The sequence below is a fragment of the Nonomuraea sp. NPDC049624 genome, from assembly GCF_040675255.1.
GTDB lineage: Bacteria > Actinomycetota > Actinomycetes > Streptosporangiales > Streptosporangiaceae > Nonomuraea.
This window is the reverse complement of sequence record NZ_JBFAOR010000006.1, coordinates 120,197-135,503: the sequence shown is the minus strand read 5'-3', so window position 1 is coordinate 135,503 and position 15,307 is coordinate 120,197. Positions and strand designations below refer to the sequence as shown.

At 68.8% G+C, this 15,307-nt stretch carries 15 protein-coding genes and 1 tRNA gene; 6 read left to right on the top strand and 10 right to left on the bottom strand.

Annotated elements, in window-relative coordinates; genetic code table 11:
• Positions 1-9: 9 nt before the first annotated feature.
• On the top strand, positions 10-1,440 hold the full coding sequence (pyk, locus tag AB0J76_RS25300) for a pyruvate kinase (protein ID WP_352327603.1): 1,431 nt from the start codon (positions 10-12) through the stop codon (positions 1,438-1,440).
• 102 nt (positions 1,441-1,542) lie between these two features.
• Here the strand turns inward: pyk and dapD are convergent, their stop codons facing one another.
• On the bottom strand, positions 1,543-2,505 hold the full coding sequence (gene dapD, locus AB0J76_RS25295; protein ID WP_352327602.1) for a 2,3,4,5-tetrahydropyridine-2,6-dicarboxylate N-succinyltransferase: 963 nt from the start codon (positions 2,503-2,505) through the stop codon (positions 1,543-1,545).
• A 24-nt stretch (positions 2,506-2,529) separates the two neighbouring features.
• Positions 2,530-2,952: a pyridoxamine 5'-phosphate oxidase family protein gene (locus AB0J76_RS25290; protein ID WP_352327601.1), complete on the bottom strand. Its 423-nt coding sequence runs from the start codon at positions 2,950-2,952 to the stop codon at positions 2,530-2,532.
• Positions 2,953-3,182: 230 nt separating this feature from the next.
• On the opposite strand from AB0J76_RS25290, the gene AB0J76_RS25285 reads away from it, so the two are divergent.
• Positions 3,183-3,776 (top strand): TIGR03086 family metal-binding protein, encoded by a 594-nt coding sequence (locus tag AB0J76_RS25285; RefSeq protein WP_352327600.1) that lies wholly within the window; start codon positions 3,183-3,185, stop codon positions 3,774-3,776.
• Positions 3,777-3,872: 96 nt separating this feature from the next.
• Here the strand turns inward: AB0J76_RS25285 and AB0J76_RS25280 are convergent.
• A tRNA-Leu gene (locus AB0J76_RS25280) sits at positions 3,873-3,945 on the bottom strand.
• A gap of 89 nt (positions 3,946-4,034) precedes the next feature.
• Here AB0J76_RS25280 and AB0J76_RS25275 point away from each other — a divergent pair.
• The 3 genes from AB0J76_RS25275 to AB0J76_RS25265 all read left to right on the top strand — a co-directional run bounded on the left by AB0J76_RS25275 (position 4,035) and on the right by AB0J76_RS25265 (position 7,626).
• Positions 4,035-4,619: a response regulator gene (locus AB0J76_RS25275; RefSeq protein WP_352327599.1), complete on the top strand. Its 585-nt coding sequence runs from the start codon at positions 4,035-4,037 to the stop codon at positions 4,617-4,619.
• Positions 4,620-4,770: 151 nt separating this feature from the next.
• Entirely contained in the window at positions 4,771-6,063 is a 1,293-nt protein-coding gene (locus AB0J76_RS25270) for an ABC transporter substrate-binding protein (protein ID WP_352327598.1), read from the top strand.
• A 255-nt stretch (positions 6,064-6,318) separates the two neighbouring features.
• On the top strand, positions 6,319-7,626 hold the full coding sequence (locus AB0J76_RS25265; RefSeq protein WP_364390631.1) for an ABC transporter substrate-binding protein: 1,308 nt from the start codon (positions 6,319-6,321) through the stop codon (positions 7,624-7,626).
• 3 nt (positions 7,627-7,629) lie between these two features.
• Here AB0J76_RS25265 and AB0J76_RS25260 read toward each other — a convergent pair whose 3' ends face one another.
• Positions 7,630-8,298: a hypothetical protein gene (locus AB0J76_RS25260; protein ID WP_352331106.1), complete on the bottom strand. Its 669-nt coding sequence runs from the start codon at positions 8,296-8,298 to the stop codon at positions 7,630-7,632.
• A 370-nt stretch (positions 8,299-8,668) separates the two neighbouring features.
• On the opposite strand from AB0J76_RS25260, the gene AB0J76_RS25255 reads away from it, so the two are divergent.
• Positions 8,669-9,964 carry an ABC transporter substrate-binding protein gene (locus AB0J76_RS25255; RefSeq protein WP_364390629.1) on the top strand — a complete coding sequence of 432 codons (1,296 nt, stop codon included), beginning with the start codon at positions 8,669-8,671 and terminating at the stop codon, positions 9,962-9,964.
• Positions 9,965-10,022: 58 nt separating this feature from the next.
• Here AB0J76_RS25255 and AB0J76_RS25250 read toward each other — a convergent pair whose 3' ends face one another.
• The 6 genes from AB0J76_RS25250 to AB0J76_RS25225 form a co-directional block, all read right to left on the bottom strand.
• Complete coding sequence (locus tag AB0J76_RS25250) at positions 10,023-10,424, bottom strand: hypothetical protein (RefSeq protein ID WP_352331021.1); 402 nt, start codon at positions 10,422-10,424, stop codon at positions 10,023-10,025.
• Positions 10,425-10,483: 59 nt separating this feature from the next.
• Positions 10,484-11,281 (bottom strand): ABC transporter ATP-binding protein, encoded by a 798-nt coding sequence (locus AB0J76_RS25245; protein ID WP_352331023.1) that lies wholly within the window; start codon positions 11,279-11,281, stop codon positions 10,484-10,486.
• Entirely contained in the window at positions 11,278-12,216 is a 939-nt protein-coding gene (locus tag AB0J76_RS25240; RefSeq protein WP_352331025.1) for an ABC transporter ATP-binding protein, read from the bottom strand. Before AB0J76_RS25240 ends, AB0J76_RS25245 begins: the two co-directional genes overlap by 4 nt.
• A complete protein-coding gene (locus AB0J76_RS25235; RefSeq protein WP_364390627.1) occupies positions 12,206-13,204 on the bottom strand; it encodes a branched-chain amino acid ABC transporter permease in 999 nt (332 codons plus the stop codon). The genes AB0J76_RS25240 and AB0J76_RS25235 overlap by 11 nt, the downstream gene beginning before the upstream one ends.
• A 16-nt stretch (positions 13,205-13,220) precedes the next feature.
• Positions 13,221-14,381 (bottom strand): branched-chain amino acid ABC transporter permease, encoded by a 1,161-nt coding sequence (locus AB0J76_RS25230; RefSeq protein WP_352328460.1) that lies wholly within the window; start codon positions 14,379-14,381, stop codon positions 13,221-13,223.
• A gap of 518 nt (positions 14,382-14,899) precedes the next feature.
• Positions 14,900-15,301: a hotdog fold thioesterase gene (locus AB0J76_RS25225; protein ID WP_352328462.1), complete on the bottom strand. Its 402-nt coding sequence runs from the start codon at positions 15,299-15,301 to the stop codon at positions 14,900-14,902.
• Positions 15,302-15,307 lie beyond the last annotated feature (6 nt).

Genomic DNA, 15,307 nt, shown 5'->3' with positions numbered 1-15,307 from the left:
GTAGGACTCGTGACTCGTCGCGCGAAAATCGTCTGCACCCTAGGCCCAGCCACTTCGTCCAAAGAACGCCTCCACGAGCTGATCTCCGCGGGCATGGACGTGGCACGGTTCAACCTCAGCCATGGCAACCATGACATGCACAGAGAGGTCTACGACCGGGTCCGGGAGGTGGCGGCCGACCTCGGCCGCGGTGTAGGCGTGCTCGCCGACCTGCAGGGCCCCAAGATCCGCGTCGGCACCTTCGAGGAAGGGCCGGTGCGCCTCGGCTTCGGCGACGTCTTCACCATCACCACCGAAGACGTGCCCGGAGACCGCGAGCAGGTCTCGACCACCTACAAGGGCCTGCCCGGCGACGTGCGTCCCGGTGACAAGATCCTGGTCGACGACGGCCGCCTGGTCCTGGAGGCCACCCGCGTCGACGGCGACCGCGTCATCACCCGCGTCGTCATCGGCGGCATGATCTCCAACAACAAGGGCCTCAACCTGCCGGGCGTCAACGTCAGCGCGCCCGCGCTCACCGACAAGGACGAGGCCGACCTGCGCTGGGCGCTGCGCACCGGCTTCGACATGATCGCGCTGTCCTTCGTCCGCCGTCCCTCCGACGCCGACGTCGTGCGCAACATCATGGAGCAGGAGGCCGTCCGCCTGCCGCTGCTCGCCAAGATCGAGAAGCCGCAGGCCGTCGACCGCCTGCCGGAGATCGTCGAGGCCTTCGACGGCATCATGGTCGCCCGCGGCGACCTCGGCGTGGAGCTGCCGCTGGAGCAGGTGCCGATCGTGCAGCGGCGCATCATCGGGCTGTGCCGCGAGAAGGCCCGCCCGGTCATCGTCGCCACCCAGATGCTCGACTCCATGATGAGCGCCCCGCGCCCCACCCGCGCCGAGGCCAGCGACGTCGCCTACGCCGTCATGGACGGCGCCGACGCCGTCATGCTGTCGGGCGAGACGTCGGTCGGCAGCTACCCCATCGAGTCGGTCGCGACGATGGACCGCATCGCCTGCGCCGCCGAGAAGTCGTCCCTGCACGCCACCCACAGCCTGGAGCGCCTGCCGGAGACCACCGGCGGGGCCATCGCCAGGGCCGCGGCCGAGGTCGGCGCGATCGTCGGCGCCAAGGCGCTGATCGCGTTCACCATGTCCGGCGAGACCGCCCGCCGACTGGCCCGCTACCGCTCGCCGATCCCGCTGCTGGCCTTCACCTCGGCCCCGCACGTGCGCGGGCAGCTGTCGCTGACGTGGGGCGTGGAGACGTTCCACGTGCCGTTCGTGCACCACACCGACGACATGGTCCGGCAGGTGGAGGCGTCGCTGCTGTCGCTTGGGCGGCTGGAGAAGGGCGACAAGGTGGTCATCGTGGCCGGCTCGCCTCCCGGCACGCCGGGCAGCACCAACGCGCTGCGGGTGCACACCATCGGCTCCGCGGTCTCCCACGCGAACTGACCCGCCACGTTCCGCGCAGGCTCGCCCGGACGGGTGAGCCTGCGCCGGGACGTCCTGTGGGCCCCCTCCGTGGCGACGGCCGGCGGAGAGGGCCCCTGACGGTCAGTGGGCGTGCAGGGCGGCGTTCAGGGTGATGCCCGAACCGGTGCGGGGCAGGGCCTCCACCGCGCCCGACTGCGAGTTGCGGCGCAGCAGGATCCCGTTGGAGCCCGACAGCTCCGCCGCCTTGACCACCGTGCCGTCGGGCAGTGTCACCCGCGTGCCCGCGGTCACATACAGGCCCGCCTCCACCACGCAGTCGTCGCCCAGCGAGATGCCGATGCCGGCGTTGGCGCCCAGCAGGCAGCGCTCGCCGATCGAGATGACCTGCTTGCCGCCGCCCGACAGCGTCCCCATGATCGAGGCGCCGCCGCCGACGTCGGAGCCGTCGCCGACCACCACGCCCGCCGAGATGCGCCCCTCGACCATCGAGGTGCCCACCGTGCCGGCGTTGAAGTTCACGAAGCCCTCGTGCATGACGACCGTGCCCGACGCCAGGTGGGCGCCCAGCCGCACCCGGTCTGCGTCGGCGATCCGCACGCCCTCCGGCAGCACGTAGTCGACCATCCGCGGGAACTTGTCCACCCCGTACACCGTCACCACGCCCCTGGCCCGCAGGCGCAGCCGGGTGCGCTCGAAGCCGGGCACCGGGCACGGCCCGAAGTTGGTCCACACCACGTTGGCCAGCAGGCCGAACTGGCCGTCCAGGTTGACGCCGTGCGGCCGGACGAGCCGGTGGGAGAGCAGGTGCAGCCGCAGGTAGACGTCGTGCGCGTCGACCGGCGGCTCGGAGAGCTTGGCGACGCCCGTGCGCACCGCCACCACCTCGACGCCCCGCGCCGCGTCGCGGCCGGTCAGCGCGGCCAGCTCGCCGGCCTCCTCGGCGGAGATCCGCTCGGTGCCCGTCGCGGGCGGCTCGCCCAGCTCGGGAGCCGGGAACCAGGTGTCGAGAACGGTGCCGTCGTCGGCGATGGTGGCGAGGCCGACGCCGTACGCGCCGGTCGAGGTGGGATCGATTGCAGTCACGAGCCAAAAATACCGGGCGCCCGCTCAGCCCAAGGAGCCCAGGTCCGCCGAGAGCCACCGCTCGGGCCGCATCCGGAACGTCACCAGGACGTGCAGGTCCGAGCCGTGCACGTAGCCCGTCACCGCCTCCTGCGGCAGGTAGCGGGCGGCGATGCGGGTCAGCTCCTCGATCGTCGTGGGGTCGGAGCGCACCACCGGGCCCTCGACCGACACGTACCGGTAGGTCGGGCTGGCCCGCTGGACCAGCATCGTGAACCGGCCCGCCTTCGCCACCAGCCGCGCCTTGCGCGACTCGCTGTCGGTCAGGAACCTGATCTCGCCGCCGGGGCTGTAGTCGTACCAGACGGGCACGGCCAGCGGCGACCGCCCCGCGCCCGTCTCCACCGCCAGGCTGGCGATGTGCGGCTCGGCCAGGAACGTCTCCCGCTCGGTCACGCTCAACGGCATCCCCCGCCACCCCCGTCTCGTCCGTCGCAACTCGTCACAAGGGACTGTTCCCGGCGAACCGCCCGCGAAATCCCACCCGGCCGCCCCGCCGGCTCCTTGATCGCCTCGGCGCCCGCACCGGTGAAAACCACTCGCACCGCCGCCGAGGGGACGCCATCATCGACAGGCTGGCCACCCTCGGGCCGGTCGGGCCGGCCGGGTGGGTTCTTCGACGATGACGGGACATCGCCTTGGCAGACATCATCGAGCTCAACCGGCGGTCGGTGCGGGCCACCGTCGACCTGGTGAACACGATCAAGCCCGCCGACCTCGACCGGCCGACGCCCTGCGCCGGATGGGCCGTCCGCGATCTGCTGGAACACCAGATCGTGCAGAACCACGGCTTCGCCCTGGCGGCCTCGGGCGCGCGCTCGGAACTGGCGAGCTGGCAACCACGTCCCCTGGGCGAGGACCACGTGGCCGAGTACGCCGCCTCCGCGCAGGCCGTCGTCGCCGCCTTCGCCGCGGACGGCGTGCTCGACCGGGCCTTCCACCTGCCCGAGATCCGCGACGGCGGCCCGTTCCCGGCGGCCATGGCGATCGGCTTCCACTTCATCGACTGCGTCGTGCACGCCTGGGACTTCGCCAGGGCTTGCGGCGTGCCGCCCGGCATCGACGACGACCTCGCCGCGGCCGCGCTCCCGCTGGCCGCGCAGGTGCCCGACACGCCGGAATCGCGCGGTTCGGGGAAGGCGTTCCTGCCCGGCGTCGCTCCCGGCGGCGCTGCCACGGCCCTCGACCGGGTGGTCGCCCTGCTCGGCCGCTCGCCCTCCTGGACGCCCTGACCCGGTCAGCCTTTTCGGGCCTGCCGTCGATCCGGCAGTCATGGGTGGGAAACGGAAAACCGCCCGGCCTACGAGGGGGCCGGGCGGTCAGGCCGGTGCCCCGGGTGGGATTCGAACCCACACTGTATGGATTTTGAGGCCATCGACTCTGCCGTTGGTCTACCGGGGCGACTTCGTCCGGTTGGTGATCTCGCAGCGTAATGCCCGAGGCCGCACCGGCGTGGATCTAATCTACCGGACGTCTGTACTCTTCTGCTCGTGAGTACGCAGCGGCGAGTAGTGATCGCGGAAGACGAGGCCCTGATCCGCCTCGACCTCAAGGAGATGCTCCAGGAGGACGGTTACGTCGTCGTGGGCGAGGCCGGTGACGGGGAGCAGGCGATCCAGCTCGCCGCCGACCTGCGGCCCGACCTCGTCATCCTCGACGTGAAGATGCCCGTGCTCGACGGCATCTCGGCGGCCGAGCGCATCGTGGCCGACCGGATCGCGCCGTGCCTGATCCTCACCGCTTTCTCCCAGCGTGACCTGGTGGAGCGGGCCCGCGACGCGGGGGCGATGGCCTACTTGGTGAAGCCGTTCACCAAGGCCGATCTGGTGCCGGCGATCGAGATGGCGGTCAGCAGGCACGAGGAGATGGTGGCGCTCAGCGCGGAGGTGTCCAGCCTTTCCGAGCGGCTGGAGACCCGCAAGCTGGTCGAGCGGGCCAAGGGTCAGTTGATGGCCCAGCACGGCTGGACGGAGCCGCAGGCGTTCCGGTGGATCCAGAAGGCGTCGATGGACCGGCGGCTGAGCATGCGGGAGGTTGCTCAGATCGTTATAGACGACGCGGCCGAGCGGGCATGAAAAGCGCCTATATCAGGTGATTTAGCCCCGCGGGTTGTGGCCCGGTCACGACTGGGCATCCAACCGGCTTCGGCTTCTTTCTGCGCAGGCGTCCCGGCGCATGCTGATGGGCGGACGGAAGGTCCGCTCATCTCGAACGGAGACGCTTTCGATGATCCGCATTTCCCGCGCGCTGGCCGTCGCCGCAGCGGCGAGCCTGGCACTGGCGGCGTGTTCGACCGGCGGCACGACCGCCGGGACGGGCGCCACCGGCGCCGCGTCCGTGAAACCCTCCTCGGCCGCCGCGGTCAAGGGGGACGGCACGTTGACGATCGGCACCGTGCTGCCCCAGACGGGCAATCTCGCCTATCTGGGACCACCCGAGTTCGCCGGGGTCGACCTGGCGCTCAAGGAGATCAACGACGCCGGGGGAGTGCTCGGCAAGCCGGTGGCGAAGATCGACACCGACTCGGGCGACACCACGACCAACATCGCCTCGCAGTCGGTGGACAAACTGCTCGGCCAGAAGGCCGACGCGATCATCGGCGCGGCGTCCTCGTCGGTGTCGGAGTCGATCGTGGACAAGATCACGCGGGCCGGCGTGGTGCAGTTCTCGCCGGCCAACACCTCCGACAAGTTCACCACGATCAACGACCAGGGCCTGTACTTCCGCACGGCGCCGCCGGACAAGCTGCAGGGCCGCGTGCTGGGCGACCTGGTGGCCGCCGACGGCAACGACACGGTCGCCGTCCTGGCCATGCAGGACTCCTACGGCTCCGGCCTGGCCGACCAGGTGACCAAGACGGCAGAGGAGGCCGGCGCGAGCGTGGTCGAGCGGGTCGACTACGACCCCAAGGCGGCCGAGTTCTCCGCCGACGTGGCCAAGGTCAAGGCCAAGAACCCGAAGGCGATCGTGCTGATCGGCTTCGAGGAGACGGCGAAGGTCGTGCAGGAGCTGGTCAAGCAGGGCCTGACGGCCGACAAGGTCAAGTGGTACATGGTGGACGGCAACATGTCGAACTCCAACTACCTCAAGATGCCCAAGGGCACGCTCAAGGGCGTCAAGGGCACGATCCCGGGCGCCGCGGCCCCGGAGGCGTTCCAGAAGCGGCTGCTGACGGTGAACCCCAAGCTGACGAACTACACCTACGCGGCGGAGTCGTACGACGCGGCGACCCTGATCGCGCTGGCGGCCGAGGCGGCCAAGGACGACTCGGGCACCGCGCTGGCCCCCAAGCTGATCGAGGTCAGCAAGGGCGGCGAGAAGTGCCAGGACTTCAAGTCGTGCGCCGACCTGCTCAAGGCCGGCAAGGACATCGACTACGACGGCGTGAGCGGCCCGGTGGACTTCAACGACGCCGGTGACCCGTCGGTCGCGACGATCGGCGTCTACCAGTACGACAAGGACAACAAGTACGACGCGGCCAAGGCGCTCGAATATCGCAAGGGCAACATCGCCGGCTAGGCACTGGCGGGCCCACCAAGCCGGACAACCCGCCATACAACCACCCCAGTCCCGAAATTTCGGGCTGGGGTGGTTCATATGGAGTCATGACCGTAACGCTGATGAAACATGCAATTACAGAGAGTGATTGCGACATTACAAATTAGCATAAAAGTACCCGAAATCCCCACATCTCCCCGTCAAAGAGGCATGCTGAGCTCGGAAAACGCAGCGAGGGAGATCGTTCCCCCGCTGGGAATAAGGGGAGTCTCTTTTATGATCCGCATTGCTCCAGCAGGGCGCTTCCTGGCCGTCGCGGCAGCGGCGAGCCTGGCCCTGACGGCCTGTGGCGGCGGTGGCGACACGGCCGCGCAGCAGACCACGTCCGCGGCGCCGTCCTCGTCGGCCCCGGCCACCCAGACGGAGGCGGCCAAGGGCGACGGCACGCTCACGATCGGCACCGTGCTGCCCCAGACCGGCTCGCTGGCGTTCCTCGGCCCGCCCGAGTTCGCCGGCGTCGACCAGGCCGTCAAGGAGATCAACGACGCGGGCGGCGTGCTCGGCAAGCCGGTCACCAAGATCCACACGGACTCGGGTGACACCACCACGAACGTGGCCTCGCAGTCGGCGGACAAGCTGATCGCGCAGAAGGCCGACGCCATCATCGGCGCCGCCTCCTCGTCGGTGTCGGAGTCGATCATCGACAAGGTCACCGGTGCCGGCGTGGTGCAGTTCTCGCCCGCCAACACCTCTGACAAGTTCACCACCATCAGCGACCAGGGCCTGTACTTCCGTACCGCGCCCCCGGACAAGCTGCAGGGCCGCGTGCTGGGCGACCTGATCGCCGCCGACGGCAACGACACCATCGGCATCCTGGCCATGCAGGACTCCTACGGCTCCGGCCTGGCCGACCAGGTGACCAAGACCGCCGAGGCAGCCGGCGCCAGCGTCGTGGAGCGCGTGGACTACGACCCGAAGGCGGCCGAGTTCTCCGCGGACGTCGCCAAGATCAAGGCCAAGAACCCGAAGGCGATCGTGCTGATCGGCTTCGAGGAGGGCGCCAAGGTCATCCAGGAGCTGGTCAAGCAGGGCCTGACGGTCGACAAGGTCAAGTGGTACATGGTGGACGGCAACATGTCGAACACCAACTACCTCAAGATGCCCAAGGGCACGCTCAAGGGCGTCAAGGGCACGATCCCCGGCGCCGAGGCTCCGGAGGACTTCCGCAAGAAGCTCCTGGAGATCAACCCCAAGCTCGAGGACTACACCTACGCCGCCGAGTCCTACGACGCCGCGATCCTCATCGCCCTGGCGGCCGAGGCCGCTAAGGACGACAGCGGCAAGTCCATCGCCGCCAAGCTGCCCGAGGTCAGCAAGGGCGGCGAGAAGTGCAAGACCTTCAAGGAGTGCGCCGACCTGCTGAAGGCCGGCAAGGACATCGACTACGACGGCATCAGCGGCCCGATCGAGTTCAACGACGCCGGTGACCCCGCCGTGGCCACCATCGGCGTCTATCAGTACGGCGACGACAACAAGTACGCGTCCAAGGCCCTGGAGTACCGCACGGGCAACATCGAGGGCTGACCCTTACCCGCCGCCCAGGCCGCACACGCGCAACGAGTACTGGATCAACCGGTCCTGCAGCGGCTTGGGCGGCACCACGATCACCACCCGCTCGGGCCCGCCGTCCACGGTGGCCCGCACCGGGAACAGGAACGCCTTCTTGGCCTCGGCGAAGGCGTGCGGGTCGCAGCGGCCGGGGGTGAGCGTCACCGGCACCTCCGTCCGCTGCTGCCCGGCCTCCAGCACGGCCACGGGCCGCCCGCCGGCGTCCGGTGTGATGATGTAGTGCGTGGTGCCGTCGAGCTCGGTCAGCGTCACCTTGCCGGCGCCGCGCCGGGTGACCACCAGCTTGCCCCGCATCTCCTTGCCCACCTGCTTCCAGTCGGGCCCGAACTCGATGCCGGCGGCCTCCTTGATGAGGAATTCCGAGCATTCGTCCCGTAGCAGGCGGGTCAGCAGCGGGCTGGGGTGCGGCACCTTGAAGACCACCCGGCGCGGCTGCTCGCCGCTGGCGCGGATGTTGGCCACCACGGTGGCGGGCTGGAGCTGCGGCAGGCCCGCGGGCAGGCAGTTGGCCGCGCCGTAGGTGATGCGCAGGTCGGTGCGCTCCGTCCGCTTGATCGTGGCGTCCGTCTTTTCCGGCGGCAGTGTTTTGAACGACGGCGTCACGAGCTGGACGTCGGCGAAATACACGGGTATGCCGCTGGTATTACGGACGGCCACCTCCAGCGCGTGCACGGGCTCGTCGGAACGCCATTGCTCCAGCGTGACCGATACGCCGGCGGGAGGATCCGAGGAAGGCGGCGGGGGCGGCGGCGACGAGGCGCACCCGGCAAGAAGGACCACCGTGAACAGGACTGGCGTAAAACGCTTCACCCGTCGCACATTAAGCCTGCTAGCGCAGGTCCGTAAGTTGAGGACTGATTACGACTCCGCATCCAAGTGCCGACAGTTCACCCCGCCATCTGGTTCGAGTACACGGCGATTTTGTACGTTTCCGTCATTCGATCGGGAGCGCTCGGCGGTGCTGACGATCCCGGCCTGGAAATGAAGGAGACACTTCATGATCCGCATTGCTCCCGTGGGACGGGCGCTGGCCGTCGCGGCCGCCACCAGCTTGGCCCTGACGGCCTGCGGCGGTGGCGGCAGCAACACCGCCACGCAGTCCTCGCAGCCGGCCGCGCCATCCTCGTCGGCTCCCGCGGCCAAGGGCGACGGCACCCTCACGATCGGTACGCTGCTGCCCCAGACCGGTTCGCTCGCCTTCCTCGGCCCGCCCGAGTTCGCCGGCGTCGACCTGGCCATCAAGGAGATCAACGAGGCCGGGGGCGTGCTGGGCAAGCCCGTCACCAAGTACGACACCGACTCGGGCGACACCACCACGAACATCGCCTCGCAGTCGGTGGACAAGCTGCTGGCCCAGAAGGCCGACGCCATCATCGGCGCGGCGTCCTCCTCGGTGTCGGAGTCGGTGATCGACAAGATCACGGGCGCGGGCGTCATTCACTTCTCGCCCGCCAACACCTCCGACAAGTTCACCACGATCGAGGACAAGGGCCTGTACTTCCGCACCTCGCCGCCCGACAAGCTGCAGGGCCGCGTGCTCGGCGACCTGGTGGTGTCCGACGGCAACGACACCGTCGGCATCCTGGCGATGCAGGACTCCTACGGCACCGGCCTGGCCGACCAGGTGCAGAAGACGGTCACCGACGGCGGCGGCGAGGTCGTCGAGCGCGTCGACTACGACCCCAAGGCCGCCGACTTCTCCGCCGACGTGGCGAAGATCAAGGCCAAGAACCCCAAGGGCATCGTCCTGATCGGGTTCGAGGAGACCGCCAAGGTCATCCAGGAGCTGGTCAAGCAGGGCCTGCCGGCCGACAAGCACAAGTGGTACATGGTCGACGGCAACACCTCCAACACGAACTACATCAAGATGCCCAAGGGCACGCTTGAGGGCGTCAAGGGCACCATCCCGGGCGCGGCCGCTCCGGAGGAGTTCCAGAAGAAGCTCCTCGGCATCAACCCCAAGCTGGAGGACTACAGCTACGCCCCCGAGTCCTACGACGCGATGAACCTGCTCGCCCTGGCCGCCGAGGCCGCCAAGAGCGACGCGGGCACCGACATCGCCGCCAAGCTGGCCGAGGTCAGCAAGGGCGGCGAGAAGTGCAAGGACTTCAAGAGCTGCGTCGACCTGCTCAAGGCCGGCAAGGACATCGACTACGACGGCGTGAGCGGCCCGGTCGAGTTCAACGACGCCGGTGACCCCGCGGTGGCCACCATCGGCATCTACCAGTACGGCAAGGACAACAAGTACGCCACCAAGGCGCTGGAGTACCGCACCGGCAACATCGCCGGCTGATCGGCCTCCCGCAGCACCCTTCGAGAAGGGCCCGGTCCGCGCGGACCGGGCCCTTCCGTCATGCGCAGCCGGCCACGATCTGGTCGGCGGCGGCCCGGTACTGCCGCAGCAACGCGACCTGCCGCGCGTGCGGCACGTCGTTCCTGGACAGGCCCGCGGTGGCCGCCTCGACGCTCTGGACGGCGTCGTGCAGCGAGGCCGGCAGCCGGTCGCCGAACTGGAGCGTGATGCCGCGCAGCTCGGCCAGCCGGCCGATGACGGCGTCCTCGAAGTACTGCTGCTCCTCCTGGCCCTTCGGCTTGAGCATCAGGCCGGCGTACCCGATGGCCGAGACCACGCGCGCGCACGGGCTGTCGGTCGGGTCGCCGCCGGTGCTGTACCGCTGCGCCGAGGAGGCGTCCTCCTGGCAGCCGACGAGCAGGACGGGCAGGACGAGCGCCACTGTCAGCATTCGTTTCACAGCGTTCATTAAAAAACGGAGAAGGGACCCCGGGGGAGCCCCTTCTCCGTTCGATTCGGTTACGCCTTGGCCAGCGTGCCCAGGTACAGCTCGATGACCTTGGGGTCGTTGGCGAGCTGCCTGCCGGTGCCGGTGTAGGCGTTGCGGCCCTGGTCGAGCACGTAGCCGCGGTGGCAGATCTGCAGGCAGCGGCGGGCGTTCTGCTCCACCATGATCACCGTCACGCCCGCCTTGTTGATCTGCTGGGCCTGGATGAAGACCAGGTCCTGGAGCTTGGGCGACAGGCCCGCCGACGGCTCGTCCAGCAGCAGCACCGACGGCTCGGTCATGAGCGCCCTGGCCATGGCCACCATCTGCCGCTCACCGCCGGACAGGGAGCCCGCGCGCTGCTTGCGCCGCTCCTTGAGCGCCGGGAAGAGCTCGGCGACGAACTCGAAGCGCTCCTTGAACTTGCCGGGCACCTGGAAGGCGCCCATCTCCAGGTTCTCCTCGATGGTGAGGCTGGGGAAGACGTTGTTGGTCTGCGGCACGTAGCCGACGCCGCGGGAGACCAGCGAGTGCGCCTTCATGTTCGTGATGTTCTCACCCTTGAGCAGCACCGTGCCGCTGCGGATGTTGACCAGCCCGAACATGGCCTTCAGCAGCGTCGACTTGCCGGCGCCGTTGGGGCCGATGATGCCGATCAGCTCGCCCTCTTTGACGTAGAGGTCGGAGCCGTTGAGGATGTTGACGCCCGGCAGGTAGCCGGCGATCAGCTCGTCGCACCGCAGCACGGCGTCTTCGGCGCCCTCCAGGTGCGCGGTGCGGTCGGTGACGGCCGCCTGCGACTCGGGGGCGGCCTCGGGGGCGTCGCTCACTTCTGCGTCTCCTCTTCGATCTCGGCCTCCAGGGCCGCCTCGGCCTCGTGGAGCTGCGACTCCAGTTCGGTGTCCGAGAGCGGGGCGTCGTGGTGGGCGCCGAGGTAGGCGTCGATCACGCGCTCGTCCGACATGATCGTGTCGGGCGGGCCCTCGGCGATCACGGCGCCCTGCGCCATGACGATCACCCAGTCGCTGATGTCGCGGACCATGTCCATGTCGTGCTCGACGAACAGCACCGTCATGCCCTGCTCGCGCAGGTCCTTGACGTGGCCGAGCAGCGACTGGGTCAGGGCCGGGTTCACCCCCGCCATGGGCTCGTCCAGCATGACCAGCTCCGGCTGGACCATGAGGGCGCGGGCCATCTCCAGCAGCTTGCGCTGGCCGCCGGACAACGAGCCGGCGAAGTCGTCCCGCTTGGCGCCGAGCTTGAAGCGTTCGAGGAGCTCCTCGGCGCGGGCGGTGATCTCGTCCTCCTGGCCGCGCCACATCGACGGGATGAGCGCCCGCCAGAACGTCTCGCCCTTCTGCCGCTGGGCGCCCAGGCGCATGTTCTCCATGACGGTCAGGCGGGACAGCGCTTTGGTGAGCTGGAAGGTGCGCACCATGCCGGCGCGGGCGACCTTGTGGGCCGGCACCCCGCTCATGCTGCGCCCGTTGAACGTCCACGAGCCGGAGTCGGCCGTGTCGAAGCCGGTGAGCTGGTTGAAGAAGGTCGTCTTGCCGGCGCCGTTGGGGCCGATCAGCGCGGTGATGGAACCCCGCTGGATCTCGACGTGGCCGACCTCGACCGCGGTCAGGCCGCCGAAGCGGCGCACGACGTTGTCGACGGTGAGGATCGGGTCTGGCTTCGGCACGCCCGGGTCGCGGGCCAGGTCCTTGAAGGCGGCCAGCGCCGCGGCCTTGCGCTCGGTGGCCGTGGTTTCAGCGTGCATTGATTGCTATCTCCCTCTTGTCGCCGAAGATGCCCTGTGGCCGGAAGATGAGCAACAGGACGAGACCCAGGCCGACCAGGATCCAGCGGACGGCGCCCACCTGGTTCGTGTCCATGAAGGTGATGATCCCGGCGCCGACGGCCTCGGACAGCACGCCGTAGATCAGGACGAGCAGCACCCAGAAGATCGACGCGCCCACGACGGGACCGAGCACGCGGGCGGCGCCGCCGAGGATGACCATCGTGTACGCGTAGAACGTGGTCTCGGTGCCGAAGATGTCGGGCTGGACCGAGGCGTAGGCCAGGCCGTAGATGAAGCCGCCCAGGCAGCCCACGACGCCGCCCAGGATGAGCGACTGCATCTTGTAGGAGAAGACGTTCTTGCCGAGGCTGCGCACGGCGTCCTCGTCCTCGCGGATGGCCTTGAGCACACGGCCCCACGGGCTCTTCATCAGCAGGTAGACCAGCCCGCAGCACAGGGCGATGAGCACCCAGCCGACGGTCAGCACCCACAACACCCGGTGGTTGAAGAACAGGGGGATGGAACCGAGGTTGAAGCCGTACTGGCCCTCGGGGTAGGGGTTGAGCGCGTAGAAGCCGTCGGAGAAGCCGCGCTGGCCGTCCGAGCCGCCGAAGACGCTCTTGAACGCCACCGAGCGGAACACCAGCCGGACGATCTCGGCCGCCGCGATGGTCACGATGGCCAGGTAGTCGGCGCGCAGCTGGAGGGTCGGGATGCCGAGCAGGATCGCCAGGAGCACCGCGGCGAGCAGGCCGACGATGATGCCGACCCAGAACGGCAGGCCCATGACGGTGACGGTGACGGCCAGGCCGTAGCCGGCCACGCCCATGAACGCCGCCTGGCCGAAGTTGAGCAGGCCGGTGTAGCCGAATTGGATGTTGATGCCGATCGCGGCGAGCGCGTACAGCACGGTCTCGACGCCGACCGCGGACTTCAGCGTCGTGCTGATGATCGTGATCCAGTCCATTCTGATCCTCCCCCGATCAGCCGATTCGCTCGCGGCGGCCCAGGATGCCCTGGGGCCGGACGAGGAGCACGATGATGAGCACGACCAGCGCGCCGACGCTCTTGAGCTCCGGCGGCACCCACAGGGTGGAGACCTGGATGAACAGGCCGACCACCAGCGAGCCGACCAGCGCGCCGAAGGCGGTGCCGAGCCCGCCGAGCGTGACGCCGGCGAAGATGAGCAGCAGGATGTCCTGGCCCATCGTGTACTTCAGGTTCTGGGAGAGCCCGAGCATGATGCCGGCCAGCGCCGCGATGGCGCCGCCCAGGGTCCAGATGATCCGGATGACCCGGTCGACGTTGATGCCGGACGAGGCCGCGAGCGCGGGGTTGTCCGACACGGCCCTGGCCGCCTTGCCGGTACGGGTGCGCAGCAGCGCGAAGCCGACCAGGAGCAGCACGGCCAGCTCGATGCCCATCGCCACGAAGTTCTTGGGCGCCGCGGAGATCGGCCCGACCTCGATGCCCGGCTGGGCCGTGTACTGGGCGTAGGCCTCGTTCTGGCCGCCGAAGAAGATCAGCATGACGTAGCGCATGACCAGCGCGACGCCGATGGAGACGATCATCATGGCGACGATGCCGGTGCCGCGTTTGCGCAGCTGGCCCCAGAAGAGGCGGTCCTGGGCGTAGCCGAACGCGCCGCCCAGCGCCACGGCGAGCACCGCGGCAGGTATGAGATGGAGGCCGAAGCCCACGTTGAACATGTACGCCAGCACCGCGCCGAGCGTGACCAGCTCGCCGTGGGCGAAGTTGGTCAGGCCGGTCGTGCCGTAGATCAGCGACAGGCCGAGCGCGGCCAGGGCGATGATCAGCCCGAGGTTGAGGCCCTCGAAGGCGAGCTGCGCCGCGGTGTCCCAGACGCTGCTCTCCCCGCTCCCGTCGTCTCCCTGCGGCTGCCCGGCGACACCCTTGGCCTGCAACGCGAACAGCACGGTCGAGCAGTTGCCCTCGAAGACGGTCGGCGTGCGCACGTTGCTGCCACCGCGCACCTCGGCGTTCTTCGGAAGGGAGTTCGGGTCAAGGGTGACCTTGAACTTGCCCTTGTCGGTAGGAACTTCCCACGTGCCCTGTGCGTTGGTTGTGACCTCCTTGACGGGTTGTCCGCCCTCGGTGGTCACGACGATTTTGACGCCGTTCACTGGCTGGCCTTGGAGTTTGAGCGTCCCCTTCAAACCCTGGCATCCGGCCGGCCCCGCCTGCGCGGGACTGGCCAGCAGGAAGATGAGTCCACCCAGGAAGGCCGTGAACGCGATCACGGCTCTGCGCAATGGTGCTCCCTCAAATAGGTCAAGGCGGGGTTGTACCCCTCCATCTCGACACGCGAGCATCGCAGGCACAACTGGGATGCAATGGCGGGAGCTTATTCCGCAGACGCCCGTTTCAGTATGGTTCGTCACCAATTAGTGACATGCGTGTGCCACACATGTGAGCAAACAACGCGGCAGGTCAGGGGCTAAATGAGGGAAGACGCCTGGCTGCGCCGAAAACGAAACGGTAACGATGGGGAGAAAACGTGGACGAGCCCGCGGAGCGGCCTTTGGGGCCATGTAAGGCTTCCCCGGCCGTACACGTTATCTACCGGGCCTCCCCGCGGGCTCTGTTCGGACAACCGTAGCGATCGTTGGGGCCGCTGCGCAAAGGTTCGGTCAAAGTGACGTCAGGGGCGCTGGTCGCGCAGCATGCACGTCAACCTGGAGGTGCACACCCGCCGTCCCTCCTCGTCGGTGATCTCGATGTCGTACGTCGCCAAAGTGCGTCCGCCGTGCAACCGCGTCGCGACCCCCGTCACGTACCCGGAGGTCGCCGAGCGGTGGTGGGTGGCGTTGATCTCGATGCCGACGGCGATGCGGCCGGGGCCGGCGTGGATCGCCGCGGCCACCGAGCCCAGCGTCTCGGCCAGCACCGCCGACGCGCCGCCGTGCAGCAGGCCGTAGGGCTGGGTGTTGCCCTCGACCGGCATCCTGCCGACGACGCGCTCGGGCCCGGCCTCGACGAACTCGATGCCCATGCGGTGGGCCAGCGTGCCTTCGTGCACCGCGCCGTACGCGGAGAAGTCCAGCGGATC